Genomic DNA, 26,042 nt, shown 5'->3' on the forward strand with positions numbered 1-26,042 from the left:
ATCACGCCATGGAAGCAGGTGACACTCCCCGCCCCTTCAGCACCTTCACTATTGCCACCAGCAACACCAACGCCAACACCACGCACAGCAGGTTACTGCCCTGCCAGCCCAGGCTGCTCAGCAACAGCGCTGGCGCGAAGGCACCTGCCGTGGCAAAGATGGCGATCAACAGATCGTTCTGGCCCTGCACCTTGAATGTCTGTCCATGTCCCTCAAGCAGTTGGGCCAATAGCGCCCCGCCACCGACGTAAGTCAGGTTCCAGCCAAGGCCGAGGATGATCAGCGCACTGCTCATCGCCCAGTATCCATGGGCAATCATATTGAGCAGCGCGCAGCCGGCCAGCATCAGCAACCCCAGGCACAAGGTGGTGCGCAGCCCCAGCCGCTCGATGATCACGCCGGTGAAGAACGACGGGGCGAACATGGCGATCACATGCCACTGGATGGCCAGGCGCATGGCGGTGAAGTCTTCGTGCATGTGCTGCATGTGCAGCGAGGCCTGGATCATCAGCAGGTTCATGATGAAATAACTCAGCGCAGCCACCGCCATGGCCAGCATGATCGGTGCGCTGGGCAGCGATAACAGGCTGGCCCGTGCCAGGGATGGCTTGGCCACGGGCGCGGGAGTCTCCGGCAGGCACAGGGTCACCAGCGCAGCGAATATCGCAAGACCGATGAACGCGGCATAGCACAGGGAAAACGCCTGATAGGCACCGGCCTCGCGCAGTACTTGCGTGAGGGTCGGCCCAACCACGGCGGCGATCACACCACCGGCCACCACCAAGGAGATGGCCTTGGGTTTGAGGCCGGGTTCCAGGTTGTCAGTGGCCGCGAAGCGGTTGAAGTTGGCAAAGGCCACATAGATACCCAGCGCCGCGTGGCTGGTGATCAACAACCCAAAGCTCTGCTGCACCACCGCCAGATAGCCGCTGATACCGGCCAGTGCCAACGGCACACACCCCAACAGAAACGACCGCTTGCGCCCCAACCGGCTCATCAGCCATGAAGCCGGGTAGGTGGCGAGCATCAGCAGCAGAAACTGAAAACCGTAGGGTACGGTGGACAGTGCCGGGGTCGGCGCCAGCGCGGCGCCCACTGTGGCAGCCATGGTCACCGACATCACTGCGGCGGTGAGGTTGATCGATTGGGCGGTGAAGTACAGCCAGGTTGTGCGGGGCAATCGGCTCATTGTTTGGCTCGTCGGTTCGGGTGGGGCCAGACTGCGATAGTGCACCCTGCCAAACCGACATACGCGCACAGTCGACACGCTTTGTAACGAACTGTTAGGCTAATTTTTCTAACAGTTCGCCAGGGCAGGCCGTGACCGTAAATCTTTTCCATGCCGCACTGAAGCGACGCCTGGAGGCCGGTGAATGGACCGCCGGGCAACGCTTGCCGTCGATCCGCAAGTTCGTGGCCGAGCGGGCGGCCAGTTATCACCAGGCCGTTTCAGCCTGTACTCAACTGGTCAGCGAAGGCTGGCTGATCGCGCAACCGGGCCGTGGCTATTTCGTCGCGCCCAGCGTGCATGCCCGGCCACCGCAAGCAGAACCTGAGAGCATGGCCGGCGATCCGCTGTTCAACCTGCTACAGGGAGGTCCGCACCTCACCAAGCTTGGGTGTGGCTGGCTGCCCTCGGCCTGGAAAGACACCGAGCTGCTGACCAAGGCCATACGCCGCACCGCGCGGCTGGAGCAAAGCTCGCTGGTTGAGTACGGCGACATTTGCGGCCACCCGGCACTGCGTCAGCAACTGTGTGTGCACATAAAACGCCTGACCCGCATCGATCCGCGCCCTGGCCAGATCCTCACCACCCTGGGCGCGACCCACGCGCTGGATCTGGTGGCCCGGCTATTGATCAAGCCAGGCGATGCGGTGTTCGTCGACGAGCCCTGCAATGGCAACCTGATTCGCCTGCTCCAGCTGGCCGGTGCCGAGGTGCTCGGCATTCGCCGCACGCCACAGGGCCCGGACATCACCGAGATGGAAAGTCACCTGGCACGGCAGCCGGTCAGGGCCTTTTTTTGCAACAGCACCTTCCATAACCCCACCGGCGGCAACATCACCCCGAACAACGCCTTCAATGTGCTGCGCCTGGCGATCAAGCACGATTTTCATATCGTCGAGGACGACGTCTATGGCGACTTCAGCCCCACCCCCCGGCAGACCTTCGCCGAGCTGGACAACCTGCAGCGGGTGATCTACATCGGCAGCTTTTCCAAGTGCCTGTCAGCCTCGCTCAGGGTCGGCTACATCGCCTGCCCGCCCGCGCTGGTCGAGCCGCTGACCCGCCTGAAGATGCTGACCTGCGTGGCCGTACCGGCATTCTGCGAGCGCTTCGTCAACACCATCCTTGCCGACGGCACCTACGCCGGGCACATGAAGCAGATCCGCCAGAAACTCATCGAACAGCAGAACAAGACCCAGCGCACCCTGAGCAAACTCGGCTGGCAGTTCGAGATAATCCCAGAGAGCGGCATGTTTGTCTGGGCGCAGCACCCTGACATTGCCGATCAACAGCCCTTCATCGACCGGCTGGCCCGCCACAATATCGTGCTGATGCCCGGCTCGGCGTTTGCCGTCAGCCGCGATTACCGGGCCATGCTGCGGATTAACTGCACGCATTTCAGTGCCGGGCTGAGCGCACATTTCAGGGTCTGAGACTGTCCTGAATCACCGCTTGCCTTGCTCGTCTGTCTTATCAACACATCAACACTGGAACGCACTCGACATGGACTGTATCCCGACCTTCACCACCGAGCGCCTGATCCTCACGCCGTTGCAGCTTGAGGATGCCGCGGATATCCAGCAGTTGTTCCCGCACTGGGAAGTGGTGCGCTACCTGAACCATCTGGTGCCCTGGCCCTACCCTGCCGACGGCGCGCTGACTCATGTACGCGAGCGTTCGCTACCGGCCATCGCCAAGGGCACCGAGTGGCACTGGATGGTGCGTCTTAAAGCCTCCGGGCAAAGCATCGGCAGCATTTCCCTGTATGACACACCGGGCAACAACCGTGGCTTCTGGCTGGCGCCGGCGTGGCAAGGTCTGGGCTATATGAGCGAGGCCTGTGAGGTCATCAACCGCTACTGGTTCGAGACCCTCGAGCGGCCGCTGATGCAGGTGCCCAAGGCGCTGGACAACCAGGCCTCGCGGCGGATTTCCGAGCGCGAAGGCATGCGCCTGGTGGAGGTGCAGAAAGGCCGCTTCGTATGTGGCGAGATGGACAAGCAGATCTGGGAATTACGCCGCGAACAGTGGCAGGCCAACCAAGGCGTCTGATCAAAGTATCGGGTCCCAACGCTGCGACCAGTCCGGGTCATTGCGCACCAGCTCACGCAGCAGGCCAAAGGCTTGCTGCAACGGCGCTGAATCGCGCTCGCGCGAATACACCAGCCAGGTCGGATAACTGAACTCCGGTGCGCGAGGCACCCGGTGCAGCACGCCCTTGTCGAGATAGCTCTGCACCACCCGGGTACGGAAATAACCCGAGCCGCCGTGTTCCAGCAGGTACTGCAAGGCCAGCGGCCCGAGGTTGAACGACACCGCCGCGCGGGCCTTGTCGGGCAAGGCAGTGTCGTGTTGCTGCCGAAACGCCTCGCCCCAGTCGATATACACATAAGGCTCTGGGTTATTCGCTGCCACCAGAATCAGCTTCTCTTCCAGCAATTGCTCGACCTGCAAGCCCGGCCAGTAATGCGGCTGATAGACCAGCGCCGCATCCAGCACGCCGATTTCCAGCTGCCGCAGCAGGTACGCCGCATCATGCACCTGGGCATGCACCGCGTGGTCACCAATGTGCTGGCGGATCAGCCCGACCCAGCGCAGCATCAGCGGGTTGCACAGGCTGACCTCGCCGCCGATGCGCAGCACCTGATTGAAGCCTTCGGGCAACGGCAGATTGCGCTGCGCCGCTTCCCAGGTCTGCACCACCTGATTGGCATACACCACAAACGCCTCACCATCGGCCGTCAGCCGTGCACCGGCGCGGTTGCGGATGAACAGCGTGCAATTGAGATGGCTTTCGAGCTTCTGCACCCGTGCGGTGATGGCCGTCTGGGTGATGTGCAAACGCTCGGCGGCAGCGACAAAACTGCCGTGCCGAGCGATGGCCAGAAAAGTGCGGGTCAGGTCGATATCCATATGCAACCACTGAGCTGACGAAAGACGCATTCTGACAGGCCAATGGCGCCATTAATATCAACAGAAGTTGATTGATAGCTCATTATTATTGATTGGATGAATGCAAACGGACGTAGCACACTGCTGGTGAAGGGTGCCTCTAAAAACGTAGGCGAGGCAGGCAGCGCTAGGCGGAATCAGGCTAAAAAGCGGAGTTTACATATTGTAAATGAGCATTTTTAGCTTGATTTCAACAACGCGATGGCCACGCAGGTAGTTTTTAGAGGTGCCCTCAAGCCAACCGCTTTCCTCCATCTAGGGATGGATGCTCCAAATGTGCCTCGCAGGGCACCCCTTCAGGCTCTCCTCTGATCAGGAGAGCCTTTTTTATGGGCGAACAAAAAGGCGTTTTTCGGGTCTATCGGCCCCAGCCCCCAAGGAAGAACGATGCGCCTGCTCTCGACCCTACCGTTCAAAGTCACTACCGCCATGATGCTCACCGCCGTGCTCGGCGGCTGCTCCGGCTATCACTACAAGGATTACCAGGGTGACTGGGCGCCAGAGCAGATGACGCCTTACGACCTGTCCAATAACGCACCGGATGCCCCGGTGGTGTACTTCGCCACGGTTCGCTACCGCGACCTGGGCATCCCCTTCCACCGCCTGCTGCTGGCCACCCACGTCGACGATCAGCTACTCGAAGGCGCCGGCCGCGCCTCGATTCTCGACGTCTCCGGCAAACAGGCACTCAAACTCACACCGGGCAAGCACTCGCTGCGCTGGTGCTGGGCGTCCATGAATGCCCTGGGCACCGGCGGCGCCCAGTGCAACATGGAAGCCCGGGACGTGGAGTTCAAGGCCGGCAAACGCTACATCGTCGACTTCCAGAACAGCACCAGCATTGTCGGCGCTCCCGGACGCGAATCGATGCGCATCCATATCAAGAGCACAATCCGCGACCTGGACAGCGACGAAGTGGTTTACCCGGTGTTTGGCAGCGGGCAGGAGTTGATTCCGCGCACCTGAGGGCCAGGTGCGCGAGGCCGGGGTTTAGTAGGTGTATTTCAGGGAGGTCATGAAATTGCGGGGTTCGCCATAGACCGCACAGCAACTCGGCCCACCCGAGAAGTACTCTTTATCCAGGACGTTATTCAAATTGATGGAAGCGGTGAGGTTTTGGCTGATTTCGTAACGGGCCATCAGATTGACCAAGGCATAACTGCCTTGGGTCAGATACTGAAGGTCCGCGCCGGATTTGCTTTGCCAATTGACTCCACCGCCAACAGTCAATTTATCCAGCGGGCCGCTCAGGCGATATGTCGAGAAAGTTTTCACACTGTGGCGAGGAACCTGAGTGACGATGCGCTCACCCTCGCTGTCTTCGATAACGCTATAGGTATAGCCACTGCTGAGCTGCCAGCCGGGGGCAAGCTCACCGGAAAGCTCCATTTCCACGCCCGTGCTGGTCGTGCCCTGAGCTGCGGTGTAATTGCTGAACGTGCCATCGTTGATAAGGATCGCAAGGTTATCTTGCTCGGTCTTGAACACCGACAGACTGGCGACAAGGCGATCATCGTTGAAGCTGGCCTTGGCACCCAGCTCATAGCTGCTGCCCTCTTCAGGTGACAAGGGCAGCTTGTTGACGTCGCGGACATATACAGGTTGAGGATTGAAGATTTTCGTGTAGCTGGCGTACAACGACCAAGTGTCGTTCAGGTCTTGAACCACACCCACGTAGGGAATGTATACGCCGCTGTCGCGAGCATTTGTTTTGGTGGTCACCCCCGCCAACGAGGTGGTGTCTCTGTTACGTTTCCAGTCGGTCAACCGGTTACCAACAATTAGATGGGTCGAATCGGTCAGATTGAAGCGAGCACTCAGATAAGCGCCGTACTGATACTCATGAGTTTCAACATCAGCCGTCTTCGGAAAGTCAGGTTTGCTCAGGCTACCGTCCCAGTCGAGCAGGTTGGCAATGGCACCGTTATACCCCGTATAAGGATACATCCATGAGCCATACACTGGTGACGTTGACTGCAGATCTGACAGGGTGGTCCCGACAATGATCTCGTGCTCCCGGTCGAACAGCTTCAACGGGCCTGTCGCGTAGAGGTCCAGACTATGTTCATGTGGGGCATCCCTGAACCGGGCCGGTGCAATGTAGGCTCCAGCACCAGTTGCCTGGTTAACAGAACCGGCCATGTACGGCACGATCGCGTTGCTGCGGTACTGGCTGTAACGATATTCAGCCTTGGCATTCCAGCCCGACTCAAACTGGTGCTCGAGCGAACCAAAGATGCTGCTCAACTCATTGTCGTAGAACGTCCAGTCCGGGGCATTGTTGGCCGAGCGCTTGAAGTCGATGCGCTGCCCATTGCTATAACGCGTCAGATAGCCACTGCGCATTGGCGCATTTGCATCGGTCGTTTCGAAATTGAAACCCAGTGTCAGCAGGGTCTTATCACTCAAATCAAGTTCGGTGATGCCATACAACACCGACTCTTCTTTTTCGAAACGGTCCACCCAGGCATGCTGGTTCTTGTAGTCACCGACCAAACGGCCTCGAATGCTTCCTGAATCGTTCAAGGAACCGGAGATATCAAACCCGGTGCCATAGCGATCCCAGCTACCGGCCTCTGCAGTTAGACTGATCTGCGGTTCAAATGTCGGGCGCTTGCGAATCAGGTTAACCGTTGCCGAAGGCGTACCCATTCCGCTGATCAAGCCGGTAGCGCCCCGGACGACTTCGATTCGATCATAAGCAACGCTGCTCAGACGCTGGTTGGCGAGTAATGAAGAGGTGCGAACGCCATCGACAGCAAAGTTGTTAAGAATGAAACCGCGCGAGTAAATCAAGTCGTTATCAATATCGACGCCAGCGCGACTCACGGTAATACCCGGCGTTGCCTCTAGAGCATCGACCATATTTTCAATTTTCTGGTCATCGAGGCGCTGACGCGTTAGCACTGTGACCGATTGCGGTGTTTCCTTCGGTGTCAGATTGAGCCGGGTCGAGCTACTGGCTGAGTAGGTGTTGTACAACCCTGTCCCCTCAGTCGTCGACCCCGGCGCCTTGCCGGAAATGGTCACCGACGACAACTCCATGGCCCCGGCAGGTTCCATCGCCACCACCAATAGATAACTGCCATCGCTTTGCTGCGCCGCAGAATATCCGCTGCCCGCCAGAATGCGTCTGAAGCCTTCCTCGATGCTGAACTCGCCTTGCAGCCCGGCACTGGTCTTGCCGGCCGTCAGGCTGGCATTGGTCGACAAGGCAATGCCGGCCTGGCGACCGAACTGGCTCAGCGCTTGATCAAGAGGGCCGGCGGCAATCGAGAAGTGCTGGATGCTGGCCATCGTCTGCGCCTGTGCGCGGGTGGCGGTCAGGCCGTCAGTGAGCACGGCACCGCCAAGCAGTGCGAGGCTCAGGGTCGATGCGCAGGCGACCTGGCGGCGGCATTTTCGGGGCGTTGCGGGGTATTTCATGACGGTTTTCCGATCTTGGCTGGCAGGGCTCCGCGCTTGCGATGCACGGGTTCTGCTCATAGGCCAAGCGAGGCGGATAAATCTGCGATTTTTTTTTGGATTTTTTCTCAGTGCTTAGCGAGCCGTGATGGTCACCCACCACGGGGTACGCTGTTCAACCCGCACCGGCAGGCTCTGCTCCAGCATCGACAGGATTCTGGCCGGGTCGGCCAGCGGATAGGAGCCAGTCAGGCGCAGGTCGGCCACTGCCGGGTCGCAGCGCAGTACGCCCAGCCGATAGCGCGCCAGCTCTTCGACAAAGTCCCCCAGACGCATGCGCTCAGCCACGATAAAACCGTCGACCCAGGCATTCTCGGCCTGACTGGCGGGTTGCAGCGGCTGGATCCGGGCGTGATCGATGCGCGTCTGAAAACCTGCCGGCACTACCTGTGTATCGCCGCCACTGGCAAGCTGCGCCGCCACCCTGCCGTTGCTGACCGCCAGCAAGGTGCCCTGAGTGTCGTTGTCGCGGCGCACCGTGAAGCGTGTGCCCAAGGGTTGCAGCCGTGCCTCGCCGGTGTAGACCAGCAACGGTCGCCCGGCCGGGTCGCTGCCGGTCAGGATATCGACCTCGCCCTGGCGCAGGATCAACTGGCGCTCCTGCGCACTGAAGCGCACATCCAGCAACGTGCGGGTGTTGAGCCAGACCTGCGTGCCGTCCGCCAGGGTGTGATGGCGGCGCTCGCCAATGCCGGTGTGGTAATCGGCCAGGCTGCTTTGCAGCCAGAAGCTGTCGCTGACCTGCCAGGCCGCACCACCCAGCAATCCGGCGGCAAACAGCAGCTTGAGAAGCTGGCGGCGATCCGCCTCAACCAACCGGGTTTTGCTCAAGGTGTTGCGGGCCAGCGGATTGCTCAGCACGGTGCTGCGCTGTTGCAACTGCCGGGAAATACCGGCCAGCCGCTGCCAGGCACGCTCATGCTCGGGGTCGGCCTGACGCCAGCGTTGCAGGTTCTCGGCCTGCGCGGCACTCATGTCGCCCGATTGCGCCTGAGTGAACCAGTCGATGGCCTGATCGCGCACCGCATCGGCAATCGGCGCCTGCGGGTCTTGGGCAGTCGGCACGCGCGGTTACTCGAAGCGGCTGGCATAGCAAAGCGCGAAGGCTTTGCTCATGCTGCGCTGCACCCGGTCGACGCTGATGCCCAACTGGTTGCCGATCTGTTTGTAGGTCAGCCCGTCGAGTTGCGACAACAGAAAGATCTCGCGCATCTCGGGCGTCAGCCCCTGCAGCAGCTCATCGACCTCGACCAGCGTTTCGATCAGCAGGTAGCGCTCTTGCGGGGAAATCTCCAGCGCCTGCGGCTGCTCGGCCAGCACCTCAAGATACGCCCGCTCCACCGCCTGACGCCGCCAGCGATTGATCAACAGGCTGTTGGCGATGGTCGCCAGGTACGCCAGCGGCTGTTGCAGATCATTGACCGGCCGCCGCGCGCGCATGATGCGCACGAAGGTGTCCTGTGCCAGGTCATCGGCATCCGCACGTTCGGCAAGGCGCTTGCGCAGCCAGTTTTTCAGCCAGCCAGAATGCTGCAGATAAAGGCGCTCGACGTCCTGTTCGAAGCTTGTGCGGTGATCCATGAGGGTAGGCGCCAACGTGTGATTGATAACTATTATCAAATTTAACGTGAGGCGTGCAGGTGATGCAATCGGCAGATGCCAGAGCGCACCTGAGGGTCAGGTGCGCCTGGCTGCCGCATCAATCAAAAGCTGTATTTGAACGACGTCATGAAGTTGCGTGGTGCCCCCCAGGTTCCGTTAAGTCCGTTGTCAGCAAGGACGTACTCCTTATCAAACAGGTTATTGATATTGATCGACGCTGTCAGGTTACGGCTGATGTCGTAACGGCCCATGAGGTTGAATACGGCGTAGCTGCTTTGGCTGAATACATGCAGATCAGTACCCGTTTTGCTTTCCCAGTTGAAGCCGCCGCCGACGGTGAACTTCTCCAGGTTGCCCGGCAAGCGGTAGGTCGTGAAGGTCTTGAGGCTGTGTCGCGGGGCACGCGTCAAAACCCGCTGATCTTCTGCGTCCATTGTCGTGCTGTAGACATAGCCGCTGCTGAGGTTCCAGCCCTCTGCTAACTGACCGTTGAATTCGACTTCGACACCTTGCGTATCAATACCATTGAGCGGGGTGTAGGTTCTTGAATCAGAGTCCCATTCACCAATATTGTCCTGCTCGGTTTTAAACACCGAGAGGCTGGCATTCATGCGCCCTTCATTGAAGCTGGCCTTGATACCGGTCTCATAGCTGGTGCCCTCTTCGGGCATCAAGGGTTGCTGGTTGATATCGACGACGTAATACAACTGCGGATTGAAGATCTTTGTATAGCTCGCGTACAGCGACCAGGTTTCATCCAGCGCATGGGTGACACCCACGTAAGGAATAAACACTCCACTTTCACGCCCGGTGGTTTTGCTTTTCGAACCGTTGTCGGTATTGCTGGTATCCCGGTTACGCTTCCAGTCGGTGACGCGGCCACCCACCAACAGGCGCGTATCATCTGTAAGGCGAAAGCGAGAACTCAGGTAAGCGCTGTATTGATACTCGCTGGTTTCAACCTTGCCGTTCTTTCGAAAGCCCGGTATTGCGGTGGTCCTGGAGAAGTCCCAGAAGTTAGGGATGCTGTAAGTGGGCGTGGTCTGCAGATAGTTGGGCGTTTCGATATCGGTATCGGCCAGCGTCAGCCCGGTAATCAATTCATGCTCGCGGCCCAGCAAAGAAAACGGGCCGGTCAAATAGACATCGAGGGTGTCCTGATTGACCGTAGACGCATAGTGGTTTGACTGGATCGAAGCACCGGCTCCGGTGACCTGGTTGACCCGCCCCTGAAAGGCGGCAACCAGCCCATCATATTGATACTGGGTATGCGACAACTCGCTCTTGATACTCCACCCTGAATCAAATCGATGCTCCAGGGATGCGAAGACGTTGTTCGACTGGTGGTCATAGTAAGACCAGGCAGGTGAGTCGTTGTCTGAGGCGTTAGAGGCCACCTTATTGCCCACACTGTCCAGCAGCGGGAACATCCGGGTTTGCGAGTCGGTATGTTTCTTCAGGTGGTTAAAACCCATTGACAGCAGCGTGTTTTCGTCAAGATCGATTTCCGCAATACCGTAAACTGCGGTGTTTTCCTGCTCGTAGTTGTCCGTCCAGGCGTGCTGGGTTTTGTAGTCGGCCGCCAGCCGGCCACGTACATTGCCATTGTCGGTCAACGGGCCTGAAACATCGAAGCCGGTACCGTAGCGGTCCCAGCTACCCGCCTCACCACGAATCGAGGCCTGGGCCTCATAGGTTGGGCGCTTGCGCACCATGTTGATAGTGGCCGAAGGATAACCCATGCCGCTCATCATGCCCGTTGCACCGCGCACGACCTCGATCCGGTCATAAGCAATCGTGCTTTGCAGGTAGTTATTCAGCGATGAAATGGTTGGAACACCATCGACCTGAAAGTTGTTGATACTCGAACCACGTGCCCAGATCTGCGGAGTATCTGCGCCCATGGAAAGGGTCTTGATGATCACTCCGGTGGTTGCATCCAGCACATCGACCAAGCTGTCGAGCTTCTGATCTTCCATGCGCTGCTGGGTAATGACCGTAATCGACTGCGGCGTCTCCTGCGGGGTCAGGTTCAAACGCGTCGAGCTGCTGGTCGAGCCGGTGGTGTACGACCCCGTCCCTTCGGTAATCGACCCCGGTGCCTTGCCTGAAATGGTCACCGACGACAGCTCCAGCGCCTGCTCGTTGCTGAGCGCCGGCACCAGCGTGACATTGCCGCCGCTGGTCACCAACACATCCAGCCCGCTGCCGGCCACGGCCTTTTGCAGCGCCTGGGTGGCGGTCATTTCGCCGTGAATGGCCGGCGCCTGTTTGCCGCTGACCAGGCTCGGGTCCAGCGACAGCACCAGGCCGCCCTGGCTGGCAATGCTGTTCAGGGTATCGGCCAGGTTGCCGGCCGGGATGTTGAACGGCTGGGCAGCCTGGGCCATGGCCGGGGCGCTGATGGCGGCTACAGCGAGGGCAAGCGGGAGGGCGTGGAACCAAGGGTTGTGCACAACATGCTCCTGATGATCGTGTTAAGGGTCGTTTCAGGAAATAGGTGGGACGAGATCGAAAAACCGGACACGAATGAGAAAGATTTTCAAAACTTCCCTGTTTAGACTCTCCGCCATTCGCCAGCAGTGCCTCCCACCAGGCTGGCGTCGCACTCAAGTCACAGGCACGACACTGGCCACTGTGGGAGGCTGCTCTGCAGGCGACAGGTCCTCAACGCGGGCCGATCACGGTTACCCAGGGTGTGTAATGCTCGACCTTGATCGGCAGTGTCTCTCCCAAAGCCTGCAGGGTGCGCTGCGGATCATCCAGCGGGAACACGCCCTGCACGCGCAGATCCTGTACCTCGGGCGCCACCCGCAGGATGCCGTGGGTATAGGGGCGCAAGGCATCGATCACTTCGCCCAGTGGCTCGTTGAGTACATTCAGGCGCCCTTCCAGCCAGGCGGCGCGGCGCAGTGCTTCGCGGCCCAGCGGCTCGATGCTCGAAGTACGTAACAGCGCGCCCTGACCTTGCAACACATCCTGCTCGCGGCCATCGTTCAGGCGGGCGCGCACGGCATGCTCCAGCACCACCAGGCGCGTGGCGTCCTGCTCTTGGGCAACCATGAAGCGCGTGCCCAGGGCACGGGCTTCGCCCTGTTCGGTGCGTACCCGCAAGGGCCGCTGTGGGTCGGCGGCGACCTGAATGATCAGTTCGCCACGGCGCAGGATGATCAAGCGTTGGCTGGCGTTGAAGTCCAGGTCGACCGCGCTGTCGGCATTCAGGCTCAGGCGGCTGCCGTCCGCCAGGGTCAGGCTGCGGCGCTCGGCGGTGCCGGTGCGCAGGTCAGCGAACAGTGCCAGGCCGGGGCCGCTGCGCGCCGCCAACCAGAGCCCGCCCCCCAGCAAGCCAATGGCTGCCAGGCCGCGCAACACATCGCGGCGCGTCGTGGAGGGCGTGAGCAACAGGCGCCGGGCCTCTTCGGCCTGGCCTGGTTTGTGGCGCTCCAGCGAGCGAACCACATTGAACGAGCCGCCAATGCGCTCTTGCAGACGTTGCCAGGCCCGGGCGTGCTCTGGGTCGCGGCGCAGCCAGTCATCGAATTCAGCGCGCAGATTTGCCGAGTGCTGGCCGGCGCTGAGGCGCACCATCCAGTCAACGGCCTGTTCACCAACCGGGTCAATGGCAGGCCGGCTCACGAGCTGCTATCAGCCATATAGCACTGGCACAGCGCCTGTTTCATGTAACGACTGACCGTGCGCTCGCTGAGATTGAGCTTGGCAGCAATATCGACATAGCTCATGCCGTCGAGCTGGCTGTAGAGGAATACGGTCTTGACCAGCATCGGCAAACCGTCGAGCACCCGGTCGATGGTCACCAGCGCTTCAATCAGCAGATGCTGGTCTTCCGGCGATGGCGCGACCTGCTCGGGCAGCAGGGCCAAGCGTTCGAGGTAGGCGATTTCCAGTTGCCTGCGCCGGTGCCGGTCAAGAATCAAACGACGGGCGATGGTCGACAGATAGGCGCGCGGCTGCTCAATGCTGTCCGGGTCGACCCTGGATGCAAGCATCTGGCAAAAGGCTTCGGCAGCGGTGTCCTCGGCGTCGGCATGGTTGCCGTTTGAGCGTCCCAGCCGCCACTGGATGTGCTGCAGCAACCAGCGATGGTGGTCGCTGAAGAAGAAACCCAGCTTGTGAATGGAGGACGTAGACACCCTGAATGATCCCGCTTTTGAAAATCGTTCTCATCTTAAGGGGCAAAGGTAAAACTCTGCAATGCTTGTAAAGCGACTGGTCACATCAGTCGAACCGCGCCGTCAGGCAGGAGTCTACCGAGCCAATCCAGCCTTGCAGGTCAGCAGCGTGCCCAGAATCATTACCCACGAAACGCCCGAGGAGGTGGTCAAGGAACAGAACACCCGGCTGTTCGGCTCGCCCAAGGAGCGCCTGGAGTTCTACCGCCGGGAGATCCAATACGAGACCACCAACCTCTCCAACCGCACCAACGCCTACCTCACTGCGCAGTCGTTTATGGTGATCGCCTACGCCTCGTCAATGGCTAACCTCAATCCTGACTGGGGGGTGATTTTCACTGTAGTGATTCCGCCGATGCTGGCCCTGCTCGGCCTGCTCAACACCCTCAGCGCCTGGCCAGGCATTCGTGCGGCCTGCGAGATCATCCAGCACTGGCACCACAAGCAGGCGCAATTGCTGCAAAGCGAGCCGGTCATCGGTCTGACCTATGACGACTCGCCGCTGTTCAGCGACTGGGAGTCCAGCGAAACCGGGCCGAAAAAGTCCCTGCTGTTCTCCCTGCGCGCGCCGTGGCTGTTCAGTATCTTCTGGATCTTCTTCGGCTTTTTCGCCCTGTTTCTACAGATTCTGACGCTGGACAGTTAAGCTGTGGATGGCGCTCAGGGGATCAGGATGATCTTGTCACTGCGCCCGGCATTGACCTCGCCATAGCGCGCAAGGCCTTCGCTCAAGGGTGATTCCACCAGGTCACCTGGCAGTTCCAGCAGCCCCTCATCGAAGAAGCGACCAAACTGGTCGAGCATCGCGGCGCAGGCTTTGCAGTCGTAAAGCAGCGAGTTGATCCCGACCACCGAACCGCCTTTGCGGTACAGCGCCAGTGACGGTAGCTGAACCTGGCCGTCTACCGGCGCAGCAATAATCGCGATGCGTCCCCAGGTCGCCAACGCCGCCACCGATGGCGCCAGCCAGAAGCCGGTGGTGTCGAAGATCACGTCGGCACCGCCACTGAAAAACGCCTGCACTTGCCCGGCCAGCGCATCCGGTTCGCCCAGCACAATGCTGTCGATCCCCTTGGCGGCCAGAGCCTGCTGTTGCTCAGGACGGCGCACCGCGCCCAGCACCTGAGCGCCCAGCACCCGGCCCAGTGCCAGTGCTGCACTGCCGACCGCCCCGTTGCCGCCGATCACCAGCAGCCGGGTATTGGCGCCGACACCGCTGCGCTGCAAGGCATCCCAGGCGGTGGTGTAAGGCACGCCCAGGCTGGCGGCCTGAACAAAGCTCAGCGCCTTGGGTTTGAGCGCCACACCATTGGCCGGCAAGGTCAGCCATTGCGCATGGGAGCCGTCACGGAAGAACCCCGGTTCTTTGCCGGTGCCCCAGACTTGCTGGCCAATCAGACCTTGCGGGCCTTCAACCACTACACCGGCAAAATCCCGGCCCGGCACTCGCGGTAGTACGGTGTACGGGAAGCGGCCCAAGACGTTCTTTACGTCACTGGGATTGAGCCCGGCGGCCTTCACCTGGATCAGCACCTCGCCCTCGGCGGCAACCGGTTGCGGCAGTTCGACATACTCTAAAGCTGCCAGGTCGCCAGTGCGGGAAAATTGCAGTGCGTTCATCAGTAACTCCACTCAGATAGAAGATTCAGGACAGCCAGGCCGTGACCAATTGTTTGCCCATGGGCCAGGCTTTTTCACCGAGCTGCATGCCCAGCAGACCGACCAGTGCCACGGTGGGCGGCGCCGGCGAACGAAAATCCAGCGCGCCGTACAGCACACCGACCGCAATGCCGATGACCAGGGAAATGACAAAGCTCATGGAAGGACTCCGGACCAATCAGGGAATGGCCAGAGTCTAGGGACAGACGCAAAAGGCTACCGGCCAAGGACTTCTGAATTTCGGCCAGCTTGGTAGTCTGGTGTCTATGAGAGGCGGCGATTGAAGGCGTCTGGCATAACAATCAAGAGCCGTTACCAACCGCCCGACTTCCGGGGTGACTTCCGGGGTAATCAGGGTCGGGACAGTTGTCCCGTAGCCATGAGGTCTGCTACGACCCCATCCCATACTGCGAAGGCGCCACCCCCAGTTCCCGACGGAACATGTCGCTGAAGCTGCTTGGTGAGTAGCCCAGGCGGTGGGCGATGCTGCTGACGGTATGGCCCTGGATCAGGCTGGCTACGGCGGTGGCCAGTTGAACCTGGCGACGCCATTCGGCAAAGCCCATACCCAGAGCAGCCTGGAACAGGCGGGCCAGGGTGCGCACGCTGGCACCGGTGTTCTCTGCGTGTTGCTCGAAAGGAATGTCCAGCGAGGGCTCGTCAATCACCGCCTGACAGAGGTTCATCAGGCGGCGGTCGGCGCCGTCCGGCATGGGGATGCGGATCAGCGAACGGCGGGCGCGGGCCAGTTCGAGCAACGCCAGATTGACCAAGGCATCGTAGTAGTCAGGTTCAGCTTCACGGTCCAGCGCGACCAGACTGATGATCAGCTCGCGCAGCAGGCTGCCCACTTCGAACACCTGCACGGTCTTTTCAAGAGTCAGGGCAATGGCCGGGCGCAGGTAGATATTGCGCATTTCCAGATCCGAGACCACACGAATGCCATGCTCGACACCCGGCGGCAACCAGACCGCGCGTTGAGGTGGGACCAGCAGCGCCTCCCGAGGCGTCTCGACCCACATCACGCCTGACGAGGCATACAGCACCTGGCCCCATACATGCTGGTGCGGCTCGATATACAGCCCGCGCGGGTAGGTGCGCGCCAGCGGCTGAACGGGAATCGCGGTGTCGGTCAGGTCAGGCGGTGCGGCAAGGGCCATGGAAGTTATCGCAACCAGTGAACAATGACGCATGGTAACCAAAATTCTGACCGTACTCGCCATCTGACCCTTCGATTGTCTCCTTCAGGGTGACAGTCAAACGCTTTTCAGCCGATTTATCCCATCCCGGTAAATCCTTAATCTGTGTCCAAGTTGAACGCAACGCCACTTACCCCACAACTTCTCAGATAAAGGATCTACCCCATGGCCAACTTCACCTACAACCGCCTGAACAAAGACGACGCCGCTGTACTGCTGATCGACCACCAGACCGGCCTGATCTCGCTGGTACAGGACTTCTCGCCCAATGAGTTCAAGAACAACGTGCTGGCGCTGGGTGACCTGGCCAAATTCTTCGAGCTGCCAACCATCCTCACCACCAGCTTCGAGCAAGGCCCCAACGGCCCGCTGGTGCCGGAGCTCAAAGAGCAGTTCCCGGATGCGCCGTACATCGCCCGCCCTGGCCAGATCAACGCCTGGGACAACGAAGACTTCGTCAAGGCGATCAAGGCCACCGGCCGCAAGCAACTGATCATCGCCGGTGTCGTCACCGACGTGTGCGTGACCTTCCCGGTGCTGTCGGCCCTGGAAGAGGGTTTTGAAGTGTTCGTGGTGACCGATGCTTCCGGCACCTTCAATGAAACCGTGCAACAGGCCGCGTGGAACCGCATGAGCCAGGCCGGCGCCCAATTGATGAACTGGTTCTCGGTGGCGTGTGAGCTGCACCGCGACTGGCGCAACGATATCGAAGGCTTGGGCAACCTGCTGAGCCAGCGCATTCCCAACTACCGCAACCTGATGAACAGCTACTCGGCGCTGACCTCCCGTTAACAGCATCAATTCCTCAGCCCCTGCCGACGCCAGTCCGCAGGGGCTTTACCGTTTAACTGCATTGGGAAGGCAACCTTTATCAACCGCTATCCTTGTGACACCCTGTTCACCAGCCATGGCTACAGAAAGGAATGCCCTGATGCGTCTGTGTGTGTTTTGCGGTTCGAGTGCCGGCAGCGACCCGGTGTATATGGATCAGGCGACCCGTCTGGGTGAAGCGCTGGCCCGTGCGGGTATTGGCCTAGTGTATGGCGGGGCGTCGGTGGGCCTGATGGGCGCAGTGGCTGATGCCGCATTGGCCAATGGCGGTGAAGTAATCGGTGTGATCCCCCAGGCGCTAAAGCAGAAAGAGATCGCCCACCCTGGCCTGCAGGACTTGCGTGTGGTCAATTCCATGCACGAACGCAAAGCGCTGATGGCCGAATTGTCAGACGGCTTCATCGCCATGCCGGGCGGCGTCGGCACCCTCGAAGAGCTGTTTGAGGTGTGGACCTGGGCGCAGCTTGGCTACCACGAAAAACCTTGCGCGCTGTTCAACGTGCACGGCTTCTATGATGGCCTGTCAGCCTTCCTGACGCATGTGGTGAACCAGGCCTTTCTCAAGGATGAACACCGCCAGATGGTGATCGTCAAAGACGACGTCGCCGGGCTGCTCGATGCTATCCAGAACTACGAGCCGCCCAAGGTGGTGAAGTGGATCAAGAAGGATGCGCAGACTTAAAGCCCCAACAACCCCGGCAGCTCACTGATATCGCTGATCTGCCGGTAGCCATAGATGCTGTTGGCCGGCTGTTCGTGCCCGCGCGCGACAAATACCTTGTGGGTGATATTCATGTCGTGGGCAGGGAACAGGTCGTAGCGAAAGCTCGATGACACATGCAGCACGTCCTGCGGGCCACAGCCCAGGTTATCCAGCATGAACTCGAACGCTGCCAACCGCGGCTTGTAAGCCTGCGCCTGCTCGGCGGTGAAGACCTTGTGAAACGGCGCACCGAGTTTGCCGACGTTGGACATGATCTGACTGTCGCTGGCGTTAGAGAAGATCACCAACGGAATTTCGTTCGCGATTTTCGCCAGCCCGGCAGGCACATCAGGATGCGGCCCCCACTCGGGTATCGCATCGTAAAGTGCCTGGCCTTCACCCCGGTAGTCGATACCCCAGCGCTTGCAGGTACGGGCCAGGGCTTGCTTGATGATCTGATCATAAGGCACCCACTCACCTTTGACCTGATCGAGGCGGTAGGCCGCGAAGTCCTTGATGAAGGCATTCATACGCTCGACAGGCACCCGGTCAGCGAACATCTGCCGGGTCATGGGGCTCATCTGAAAGTGCGTCAGCGTGCCGTAGCAGTCGAAGGTGACGAATCTTGGGCGTAGAACGTTCATGGTCAGAACTCCTTGCAAGGCCTGGCGGCTATTTCCCGGACTGCTCCAGGTAGTCAGTAAGAAAGTGCTGGGCATTGCCCTGGCTGGACAGTCCCTCGTCATAGCCCACCGAAGCGGTCTGCGCTTCGCCCGGCAGATACAGCTCGCCATAGTTGCCCTGAACGATCAGCGCGACATACTTCTTGCCATCAACTTGCGTGGAATAGCGGGTGTCCTTGCTGGTCTTCTCGACGGTCATCTGCTGGATGCGCTTGTCCCAGTCGTGATCCACACCCTCGATCTGCACCAGCGCCTGGTTGGCCGAACGCTCGGCATAGCGCAGCGTCCACACCTTCACCCCTTGCGTACCCGAGTAAGCCACCACCCGGTCAGCAACCTGCGGCCGCGCCGTATCGTTATCAGCCATCACACCCGTGGTGATGCACAAGCCCAGCATCAGCGCTGCCCAGTTCCTTGTTACCAACATCGTTTTCGTCCTTCTATTGCAGGAAAATATGCTTAGCCGGATGAGACAGCGTTGCTGGAGAAAAGCTCCGTATGAGGTCTTTAGACACCTGTGAGTTGCGACTCGCATCAAGCAATTTGCGGCCCGACCTTCGAGCCCCTGAAAGACTACATCTTGCTAAGTTTTTTCTTATCTAAACATGGGCATTTCCTACATTTATAGCTGCCTCTTCATCTGTCACAGCTTTCAGCCAGTCTCTAATATCAATTTCTCTGGAAAAGAGACTTCAAGAACCATGAGCAAATTTTTCGATGAATTAATGGAAAGCGTCCAGCAAATGGATGGGATCATTCGTGGAGAAAAAGCAGCGTCGCGCGAGTTCACGGTGGACGCACTGCAGGTCAAAGAGATACGCCGCTCAACCGGCCTGTCTCAAGCGAAATTCGCTGCAATGATCGATGTGCAGATAGGCACGTTGCGTAACTGGGAACAGGGCCGTCGTGAGCCCGCAGGACCTGCACGTGCACTACTGAAAGCTATTCACAACGATCCCCAGAACGTTCTCAAGGCCCTTGCTGGCTGAGCATGGGCTTCAGGATTTTCGCTCTGCACACTCAGTTCTCAAGAATTAATGCCGATCAGTTAAGCGATTTCGGACCTGGCCAGGTCCCGGTGGGAGCCGACCTTGGTCTGGGCGGCACGCCAACGAAAGGGCCAGTAAAACCGCTACATCTGTTGTGGATGTAATGCCGCTTTCACGAGCGAGCTCGTTCCCACAGAACCCGCGCTGCCCTTGGCTGATCGGCATCAGTTCTCAAGAACCCGCTTATAGAACTTGCTATCCACCGCCATCAACGGAAAGCTCGCCGGCAAGCTGTCCTTGGCCACCTCTATGAAACCGTGCTTTTCATAGAAACGGTGGGCCGCGAGGAATTTGTCGGTGGTGCCCAGCAAGACCTCTTTCACGCCTTTACTCCTGGCGCCTTCGAGCAACTCGGCTAACAGCTTCGCAGCCACGCCCAATTCACGACCGCGATAAGCTGCGGCCACGAACATCTTGCGCAGGGCGGCCTGGCCTTGGCCGATGTCTTTGAGGCCAATGGTGCCAACCACCGTACCAGCCTGCTTCGCGACCCAGAAATCACCGGTGCCGCGCTGGTAGAAATCCACAATAGCAGCAAGGTCTGGCTGATCTGCTGCAGTGATGGCGATGCCGAACTCCTGCTGCTGGATCGGCACGATGACATCGATCACGCCTTGTTGGTCCTGGGGTTGAAAACGCTGGATCTGGATGCTGGAGGTCGTCAAAGGTCTGTCCTGCTGCTCGCCAAGTGAGTGAAAAGCATTGTTTCAGAGCTTTTACTGTCGCCGCAAATGAACAAAGACACCCTTTGAAATGGGCTGAAATTCAGACCGGAAAAAAGTTTGTTTAATTACGACATGTAGTTTTCAGCGTGCGACACAGCAGGCGCTCAGAGGCTTCAGACCCTCGCTGCAGAGAAGCTTGTCTCATAAAAAAACCGCCCCGAAGGGCGGTTTCTTGTTAAGCCAGCTGAAATTACAGCTGTGGACCGGCCGCCTTGATGGCGTCGCTCACCTCGAACTTCTTGAAGTTCTCGATGAACAGGCCAGCCAGGCCTTTGGCCGCCTGGTCGTAGGCCGCTTTGTCTTCCCAGGTGTTACGTGGGTTGAGCAGAACGGTTTCGACACCTGGAACGACTTTAGGTACGTCCAGGTTGATGATGTCCAGGTGCTCGGTCTCGGCACCGATCAGCGCGCCGCTCTGAATCGCTGCAATCACGCCACGAGTGGTCGGGATGTTGAAGCGCTTGCCAACACCGTAGCCACCGCCGGTCCAGCCAGTGTTGACCAGATAGACCTTGGAGTTGAAGCCACGGATACGCTTGATCAGCAGCTCAGCGTAAACGCCAGCCGGACGCGGGAAGAACGGTGCGCCGAAGCAGGTGGAGAAGGTCGACTTGATGCCGGCGCCCGAACCCATTTCAGTCGAGCCAACCAGTGCGGTGTAGCCGGACAGGAAGTGATAGGCGGCCTGCTCTTCGCTGAGGATCGACACGGGCGGCAGTACGCCGGTCAGGTCGCAGGTCAGGAAGATCACCGCGTTGGGCTCGCCGCCCAGGTTCTTCGGTGCGCGTTTTTCGATCAGCTCGCGCGGGTAGGCCGCACGGCTGTTCTGGGTCAGGCTGTCGTCGGCGTAGTCGGCTTTCTTGGTGGTCGGGTCCAGCACCACGTTTTCCAGGACGGCGCCGTGCTGGATGGCTTTCCAGATGACGGGCTCGTTCTTCTCGGACAGGTCGATGCACTTGGCATAGCAACCACCTTCGATGTTGAACACCACGCCCTCGCCCCAACCGTGCTCGTCGTCACCGATCAGGTAACGGCTTTCGTCCGCCGACAGGGTGGTCTTGCCGGTGCCAGAAAGGCCGAAGAACAGGGTCACGTCGCCCTCTTCGCCCATGTTGGCCGCACAGTGCATTGGCAGCACGTCAGCTTCAGGCAGCAGGAAGTTCTGCACCGAGAACATGGCTTTTTTCATTTCACCGGCGTAACGCATGCCAGCGATCAGAACCTTCTTGGCCGCGAAGTTGATGATCACGGTGCCGTCGGAGTTGGTGCCGTCACGCTCTGGCTCACAGACGAACCAAGGGGCGTTGAAGATCTGCCACTCGTCCTTGGCGCCTTCGTTGTACTGCTCAGGGTTGATGAACAGGCAACGGCCGAACAGGTTGTGCCACGCGGTCTCGGTGGTCATCTTGACCGGCAGATAGTGAGCGGGGTCAGAACCGACATGGACATGAGAAACAAAACGCTCGCGCTCGCCCAGGTAGGCGCCAACGCGGTCCCACAGCGCGTCGAACTTGTCGGCCGGGAACTTGCGGTTGATCGGGCCCCAGGCAATAGCGTCCTGAGTACCTGGCTCTTCAACGATGAAACGGTCCACCGGAGAGCGACCAGTACGGTGGCCGGTTCTCACTACCAGTGCGCCAGTGTCGGCGAGTTCGCCTTCGCCACGGGCAAGGGCTTCCTTGACCAGGTCGTCGATGCTCAGGTCGGTGTACACAGCGTTCTTGGTTTGCGTCATGAGGGTCCCCATCGGCGGAATGCCGAGTGTTCCAAACGGTTTTTGTAGTAAAAAAACAAGCACTACTACAGCCAAAAGTGGGCCGGATTATGCCAGAAATGCCCGGAAATGATAGAACCCTCCGGTCAGAACGTTATGAACGTGCTTGATCGTGTTCTGGAGGGTTCTATCGCCAGCAAAGTCAGTGGCGAGTAGTGGACGGCGAGTCGACGCCACCACCAGCAAACAGCTGAGTGACATCCGTGGAGTCGAACAGATAGCGTTCGTTACAGAACTGGCAGTCGATCTCGATGGCTCCGCCGTGCTCCTTGACCAGTTGCTGGGCGTCTTGCTCGCCCAGGCTGATCAGGGCGCTGCCGGAGCGCTCGCGTGAGCAACTGCAGCGGAAAGTGATCGGCTGCGTGTCAAACAGTCGCACCTGCTCCTGGTGATAGAGGCGGTGCAGCAGGGTCTCGTTATCAACCCCCAGCAGCTCTTCATCGCTCAGGGTATTGGCCAGGGTGACAACATGCTCCCAACTGGCAGCGCGCTCATCGGCATCGGTGATGCGCGCAACCGGCAGTTGTTGCAACAAAAAGCCACGGGCGTTCTGGCCGTCGGCCTTTAGCCAGAAACGCGTGCCAAGCTGCTCGGACATCACAAAGTAGCTCGACAGGCTTGCCGACAGATCGACACCGTCCAGCGCCACAATGCCCTGGTAGCGCTTGCCGTGCCGTGGATCGATGGTCATGGCCAGCGAGCCATCGGGCATCAGTTGCTGCAAACCGGTGGTTGCATCAGTAATCAGCGCCTCGTCATAGCGGGCAATGCCGCGCAGTTCACGTTCGCTGGAGCATTCGACCATCAACAGCGGCACTGCGCCGCTGGAGCGCGCCTGCAGGGTCAGCAGGCCGTCGAACTTCAAGGTGCCGACCAGCAGCGCCGCCGCAGCCATCAGTTCGCCCAACAGACGCGCGACAGGCGCCGGGTACGGGTGCCGGGCCAGCACTTCAGCGTAACTGCTGTGCAGGGCGACCAGCTCGCCGCGAACATCGCTCTCGTCAAAGATGAAGCGCTGGGTGAAGTCTTTTACAGGGAATTCAGACATAAAAGGGATAGGTTCTGATCAGAGTGAATGGCCAACAGTTTACCAGCAGAACCGGCATGCAACTGAAACCGGCTCAACCGCCCGAGCTGTCATGAAAGCGATCCAGTTGCCGACGTTGCTTCTTGTTCGGGCGCCCGTCAGTCATCACGCTCAGATTGCCGGCCTTGCGCTGGGCAGCCGCCGCCTCGCGACTGGCGATGCTTTGCGCGGTTTCGCGGTACAGAGCCTGGGCCTCGGGCGCGCCGCGCCGGACCACCGACAGCGCCTCGACCACCACAGTCCGCTCGTCAAAACCGGTACGGATCTGGAATTCATCGCCTACACGCGGTTCTTTGCCGGGCTTGCAACGTTCGCCCCGGCAGTGCACCTTGCCACTCTCAATCGCTGCCTTGGCCAGGGCACGGGTCTTGTAGAAGCGTGCCGCCCATAGCCATTTGTCGAGACGAACCTTGTCGTCGTCTTCTGCCTTTTGCGCCATCTGAATTTCTCATCTGCATGGCAATCTGAAGCATAACCAGGCCTGATACCTGAGCGCTCGCCACGATTGCCGGCGTTATTGGATCTGGGTCAGCAACGAACATGAAGTAACCGAACCCGGCTTGTCAAAACCACTCATCAAGAATCTGATAGAGCCGCTCACCCTTTGCCACTGGAGGATGTCATGACAAAGTTTCCGGATTCATTGACAGCCCCAAGACGCGGTTGTCAGGGGTGCACTGGCAGTCCAGCTCTGGGCTTCGACTTTGAGTATGCCTACCAACCGATCGTCGACCTGCGTGATCACTCAGTGTTTGCCCATGAAGCGTTGATACGCGGCCCCAATGGCGAGAGCGCACAAAGCGTGCTCGCTCAGGTCAACGACCAGAATCGCTACCGCTTCGACCAGAGTTGCCGTACCGCCGCTATCGCCGGCGCCGCCAGCATTGGAATGACCGAGCGCCTGTCGATCAACTTTCTGCCCAACGCGGTCTATCGTCCGGAGCTGTGCATCCGCAGCACCCTGGAGGCGGCGCGGCAGCACAATTTTCCGCTGGACAGGCTGATCTTCGAAACAGTCGAAGTCGAACATGTGGACAACGTGAAGCATTTGCAGAATATTCTGCGCGAGTATCAGGCGTTCGGCTTCATGACCGCCATCGACGACTTTGGCGCAGGCTATGCTGGGCTCAAGCTGCTGGCGGATTTTCAACCCGACCTGATCAAGCTCGACATGGACCTGATTCGTGACATTCATCTCGACCGGCCCCGTCAGGCCATTGCCCGTGCGGTGCTCAGCATGTGCACAGAGCTCAATATCATGGTGATTGCCGAAGGCATCGAGCATGTGGAGGAAAGAGACTTTCTCGCCGATTGCGGCGTTTTTCTGATGCAGGGTTACTTGTTTGCCAAACCTGCGTTCAAAGCCATGGCCCAGATTCGTCCCGAGGCCTGGCAGAAGTCCTGAGTAGTACGGAAATCGCCTTGAAGACATTCGATCATCTGACAGTAATCGGCCTGCGCGAGTGGGTGGCGCTGCCCGATCTGGGGGTAGCCGGCCTGCGGGCAAAAATCGACACCGGGGCCAGCACTTCAAGCCTGCACGCCACCGAGATCGAGCCTTTTGAACGCGACGGCCAGAAGTGGGTGCGCTTCAACGCGCACCTGGGCACGGTGGTGCAGTTGCGTCACCGACGCTGTGAAGCACCGTTGGTGGCCATGAAGACCATCAAGAGCTCCAACGGCCATGCACAGGTCCGTTACGTGATACGGACCACCCTGGCTTTGGGTGATCGCGTCTGGCCGGTGGAATTCACCCTGGCCTGTCGCAAGTCGATGCGTTATCGGCTGCTTTTGGGTTCCAACGCTCTGATCGACGGCCAATTGGTGGTCAATCCGGGCATTACATACGTACAAGACAAGCCGGTGTTCCCGGCCTCTACTCCCTCAGGTGCTGCATGAAGATCGCTGTGCTTTCGCGTAACCCGCGTCTGTATTCCACCCGCCGCCTGGTTGAAGCCGGTATCGAGCGCGGCCATGAAATGGTGGTGATCGACACCCTGCGCGCCTACATGAATATCGCCAGCCACAAGCCGCAGATTCACTATCGCGGCAAGCCGCTGGAAGGCTTCGATGCGGTGATTCCACGCATTGGCGCCTCGGTGACGTTCTATGGTTGTGCAGTGCTGCGCCAATTCGAAATGATGGGTGTGTTCCCGCTCAACGAATCAGTGGCAATCGCCCGTTCCCGAGACAAGCTGCGCTCTTTGCAGTTGTTGTCGCGGCGCGGCATTGGCCTGCCGGTCACCGGCTTTGCCCACTCACCAGACGACATTCCCGACCTGATCCGGATGGTCAACGGTGCACCGCTGGTGATCAAGGTACTGGAAGGCACCCAGGGGATCGGCGTGGTGCTGTGTGAAACCGTGTCGGCCGCCGAGTCGGTGATCGAGGCGTTCATGGGCCTCAAGCAGGACATTATGGTCCAGGAATACATCAAGGAAGCCGGTGGCGCGGATATCCGCTGCTTCGTGGTCGGCGACAAGGTCATCGCCTCGATGATGCGCCAGGCCAAGGCCGGCGAATTCCGCTCCAACCTGCACCGGGGCGGCACCGCCAGCCTGATCAAGATCACCCCTGAAGAGCGCATGACCGCCCTGCGCGCCGCCAAGGTCATGGGCCTGTCAGTGGCCGGCGTCGATATCTTGCGTTCCAATCACGGCCCGCTGGTGATGGAGGTGAACTCCTCACCGGGCCTGGAAGGCATCGAGACCACTACCGGCAAGGACGTCGCCGGGATGATCATCGAACACCTAGAGAAAAACAGCGGCCCCAACCTGACCCGCACCAAGGGCAAGGGCTGAGACAGGACCGACACGGGGCCAGCGTAGGACCGGCGTAGGACCGGCTTCAGCCGGGAAGCTTTTATTCCCCACGGCTATGGGTGAAGGAAAAGCT

At 59.6% G+C, this 26,042-nt stretch carries 27 protein-coding genes; 10 read left to right on the plus strand and 17 right to left on the minus strand.

Annotation, left to right across the window (positions count from 1 at the left end):
- Position 1: 1 nt before the first annotated feature.
- Positions 2-1,189 carry an MFS transporter gene (locus tag NJC40_RS04540; RefSeq protein ID WP_253139976.1) on the minus strand — a complete coding sequence of 396 codons (1,188 nt, stop codon included), beginning with the start codon at positions 1,187-1,189 and terminating at the stop codon, positions 2-4.
- Positions 1,190-1,320: 131 nt separating this feature from the next.
- Here NJC40_RS04540 and NJC40_RS04545 point away from each other — a divergent pair, with 131 nt between their 5' ends.
- Both NJC40_RS04545 and NJC40_RS04550 read left to right on the plus strand, forming a co-directional pair.
- A complete protein-coding gene (locus NJC40_RS04545) occupies positions 1,321-2,661 on the plus strand; it encodes an aminotransferase-like domain-containing protein (protein ID WP_253139973.1) in 1,341 nt (446 codons plus the stop codon).
- A gap of 70 nt (positions 2,662-2,731) precedes the next feature.
- Positions 2,732-3,280 carry a GNAT family N-acetyltransferase gene (locus tag NJC40_RS04550; protein WP_253139971.1) on the plus strand — a complete coding sequence of 183 codons (549 nt, stop codon included), beginning with the start codon at positions 2,732-2,734 and terminating at the stop codon, positions 3,278-3,280.
- Here NJC40_RS04550 and NJC40_RS04555 read toward each other — a convergent pair whose 3' ends face one another.
- On the minus strand, positions 3,281-4,141 hold the full coding sequence (locus NJC40_RS04555; RefSeq protein WP_045484653.1) for a LysR family transcriptional regulator: 861 nt from the start codon (positions 4,139-4,141) through the stop codon (positions 3,281-3,283).
- Between the two features lie 426 nt (positions 4,142-4,567).
- Here NJC40_RS04555 and NJC40_RS04560 point away from each other — a divergent pair, with 426 nt between their 5' ends.
- Entirely contained in the window at positions 4,568-5,146 is a 579-nt protein-coding gene (locus NJC40_RS04560; protein ID WP_253139969.1) for a hypothetical protein, read from the plus strand.
- Positions 5,147-5,170: 24 nt separating this feature from the next.
- On the opposite strand, the gene NJC40_RS04565 is transcribed toward NJC40_RS04560, so the two are convergent.
- The 6 genes from NJC40_RS04565 to NJC40_RS04590 all read right to left on the minus strand — a co-directional run bounded on the left by NJC40_RS04565 (position 5,171) and on the right by NJC40_RS04590 (position 13,398).
- Positions 5,171-7,606 (minus strand): TonB-dependent siderophore receptor, encoded by a 2,436-nt coding sequence (locus tag NJC40_RS04565; RefSeq protein ID WP_045484656.1) that lies wholly within the window; start codon positions 7,604-7,606, stop codon positions 5,171-5,173.
- 114 nt (positions 7,607-7,720) lie between these two features.
- Positions 7,721-8,710, minus strand: a complete 990-nt coding sequence (locus tag NJC40_RS04570) for a FecR domain-containing protein (RefSeq protein ID WP_253139967.1) — start codon at positions 8,708-8,710, stop codon at positions 7,721-7,723.
- A gap of 6 nt (positions 8,711-8,716) precedes the next feature.
- Positions 8,717-9,226 carry a sigma-70 family RNA polymerase sigma factor gene (locus NJC40_RS04575; RefSeq protein WP_045484662.1) on the minus strand — a complete coding sequence of 170 codons (510 nt, stop codon included), beginning with the start codon at positions 9,224-9,226 and terminating at the stop codon, positions 8,717-8,719.
- A gap of 122 nt (positions 9,227-9,348) precedes the next feature.
- Positions 9,349-11,703: a TonB-dependent siderophore receptor gene (locus NJC40_RS04580; protein WP_253139965.1), complete on the minus strand. Its 2,355-nt coding sequence runs from the start codon at positions 11,701-11,703 to the stop codon at positions 9,349-9,351.
- Between the two features lie 211 nt (positions 11,704-11,914).
- Positions 11,915-12,883 carry a FecR domain-containing protein gene (locus NJC40_RS04585; RefSeq protein ID WP_253139963.1) on the minus strand — a complete coding sequence of 323 codons (969 nt, stop codon included), beginning with the start codon at positions 12,881-12,883 and terminating at the stop codon, positions 11,915-11,917.
- Positions 12,880-13,398 carry a sigma-70 family RNA polymerase sigma factor gene (locus tag NJC40_RS04590; RefSeq protein ID WP_253139961.1) on the minus strand — a complete coding sequence of 173 codons (519 nt, stop codon included), beginning with the start codon at positions 13,396-13,398 and terminating at the stop codon, positions 12,880-12,882. Before NJC40_RS04590 ends, NJC40_RS04585 begins: the two co-directional genes overlap by 4 nt.
- 184 nt (positions 13,399-13,582) lie before the next feature.
- Here NJC40_RS04590 and NJC40_RS04595 point away from each other — a divergent pair, with 184 nt between their 5' ends.
- On the plus strand, positions 13,583-14,083 hold the full coding sequence (locus NJC40_RS04595; RefSeq protein ID WP_045493965.1) for a hypothetical protein: 501 nt from the start codon (positions 13,583-13,585) through the stop codon (positions 14,081-14,083).
- 14 nt (positions 14,084-14,097) lie between these two features.
- On the opposite strand, the gene NJC40_RS04600 is transcribed toward NJC40_RS04595, so the two are convergent.
- From NJC40_RS04600 to NJC40_RS04610, 3 genes are all read right to left on the minus strand, one after another.
- A complete protein-coding gene (locus NJC40_RS04600; protein WP_253139959.1) occupies positions 14,098-15,057 on the minus strand; it encodes a quinone oxidoreductase family protein in 960 nt (319 codons plus the stop codon).
- A 25-nt stretch (positions 15,058-15,082) separates the two neighbouring features.
- Entirely contained in the window at positions 15,083-15,256 is a 174-nt protein-coding gene (locus NJC40_RS04605) for a DUF1427 family protein (protein WP_084709882.1), read from the minus strand.
- A 229-nt stretch (positions 15,257-15,485) separates the two neighbouring features.
- Positions 15,486-16,256, minus strand: a complete 771-nt coding sequence (locus tag NJC40_RS04610; RefSeq protein ID WP_253139957.1) for an AraC family transcriptional regulator — start codon at positions 16,254-16,256, stop codon at positions 15,486-15,488.
- Between the two features lie 204 nt (positions 16,257-16,460).
- On the opposite strand from NJC40_RS04610, the gene ycaC reads away from it, so the two are divergent.
- Positions 16,461-17,087 (plus strand): isochorismate family cysteine hydrolase YcaC, encoded by a 627-nt coding sequence (gene ycaC / locus NJC40_RS04615; protein ID WP_045484675.1) that lies wholly within the window; start codon positions 16,461-16,463, stop codon positions 17,085-17,087.
- A 139-nt stretch (positions 17,088-17,226) separates the two neighbouring features.
- A complete protein-coding gene (locus NJC40_RS04620) occupies positions 17,227-17,808 on the plus strand; it encodes an LOG family protein (RefSeq protein WP_253139956.1) in 582 nt (193 codons plus the stop codon).
- Here NJC40_RS04620 and NJC40_RS04625 read toward each other — a convergent pair.
- Together NJC40_RS04625 and NJC40_RS04630 are read right to left on the minus strand one after the other, a co-directional pair.
- Positions 17,805-18,473 (minus strand): haloacid dehalogenase type II, encoded by a 669-nt coding sequence (locus NJC40_RS04625; protein ID WP_253139954.1) that lies wholly within the window; start codon positions 18,471-18,473, stop codon positions 17,805-17,807. The genes NJC40_RS04620 and NJC40_RS04625 overlap by 4 nt on opposite strands.
- Positions 18,474-18,501: 28 nt before the next feature.
- A complete protein-coding gene (locus NJC40_RS04630) occupies positions 18,502-18,939 on the minus strand; it encodes a hypothetical protein (RefSeq protein WP_253139952.1) in 438 nt (145 codons plus the stop codon).
- A gap of 274 nt (positions 18,940-19,213) precedes the next feature.
- Here NJC40_RS04630 and NJC40_RS04635 point away from each other — a divergent pair, with 274 nt between their 5' ends.
- A complete protein-coding gene (locus NJC40_RS04635; protein ID WP_045484689.1) occupies positions 19,214-19,501 on the plus strand; it encodes a helix-turn-helix domain-containing protein in 288 nt (95 codons plus the stop codon).
- A 224-nt stretch (positions 19,502-19,725) separates the two neighbouring features.
- On the opposite strand, the gene NJC40_RS04640 is transcribed toward NJC40_RS04635, so the two are convergent.
- The 4 genes from NJC40_RS04640 to NJC40_RS04655 all read right to left on the minus strand — a co-directional run bounded on the left by NJC40_RS04640 (position 19,726) and on the right by NJC40_RS04655 (position 23,586).
- Positions 19,726-20,226: a GNAT family N-acetyltransferase gene (locus tag NJC40_RS04640; protein WP_253117469.1), complete on the minus strand. Its 501-nt coding sequence runs from the start codon at positions 20,224-20,226 to the stop codon at positions 19,726-19,728.
- A 250-nt stretch (positions 20,227-20,476) separates the two neighbouring features.
- Positions 20,477-22,021 carry a phosphoenolpyruvate carboxykinase gene (locus NJC40_RS04645; protein WP_045484695.1) on the minus strand — a complete coding sequence of 515 codons (1,545 nt, stop codon included), beginning with the start codon at positions 22,019-22,021 and terminating at the stop codon, positions 20,477-20,479.
- Positions 22,022-22,202: 181 nt separating this feature from the next.
- Positions 22,203-23,108: an Hsp33 family molecular chaperone HslO gene (gene hslO, locus NJC40_RS04650; RefSeq protein WP_253139950.1), complete on the minus strand. Its 906-nt coding sequence runs from the start codon at positions 23,106-23,108 to the stop codon at positions 22,203-22,205.
- 73 nt (positions 23,109-23,181) lie between these two features.
- Positions 23,182-23,586 carry an RNA-binding S4 domain-containing protein gene (locus tag NJC40_RS04655; protein WP_253139948.1) on the minus strand — a complete coding sequence of 135 codons (405 nt, stop codon included), beginning with the start codon at positions 23,584-23,586 and terminating at the stop codon, positions 23,182-23,184.
- Positions 23,587-23,769: 183 nt separating this feature from the next.
- On the opposite strand from NJC40_RS04655, the gene rimA reads away from it, so the two are divergent.
- Genes rimA through rimK form a run of 3 tightly spaced genes read left to right on the plus strand, consistent with a single transcriptional unit; the run spans position 23,770 to position 25,948 of the window.
- Positions 23,770-24,552, plus strand: a complete 783-nt coding sequence (gene rimA / locus NJC40_RS04660; protein WP_045484704.1) for a S6 modification regulatory phosphodiesterase RimA — start codon at positions 23,770-23,772, stop codon at positions 24,550-24,552.
- A gap of 17 nt (positions 24,553-24,569) precedes the next feature.
- Positions 24,570-25,046, plus strand: coding sequence for a retropepsin-like aspartic endopeptidase RimB (gene rimB / locus NJC40_RS04665; protein WP_045484707.1), 477 nt, complete (start codon positions 24,570-24,572; stop codon positions 25,044-25,046).
- Complete coding sequence (gene rimK / locus NJC40_RS04670) at positions 25,043-25,948, plus strand: 30S ribosomal protein S6--L-glutamate ligase (protein WP_045484710.1); 906 nt, start codon at positions 25,043-25,045, stop codon at positions 25,946-25,948. The genes rimB and rimK overlap by 4 nt, the downstream gene beginning before the upstream one ends.
- The last annotated feature ends 94 nt before the right edge of the window (positions 25,949-26,042 follow it).

The organism is Pseudomonas sp. 21LCFQ02 (assembly GCF_024129895.2).
Classification (GTDB): domain Bacteria; phylum Pseudomonadota; class Gammaproteobacteria; order Pseudomonadales; family Pseudomonadaceae; genus Aquipseudomonas.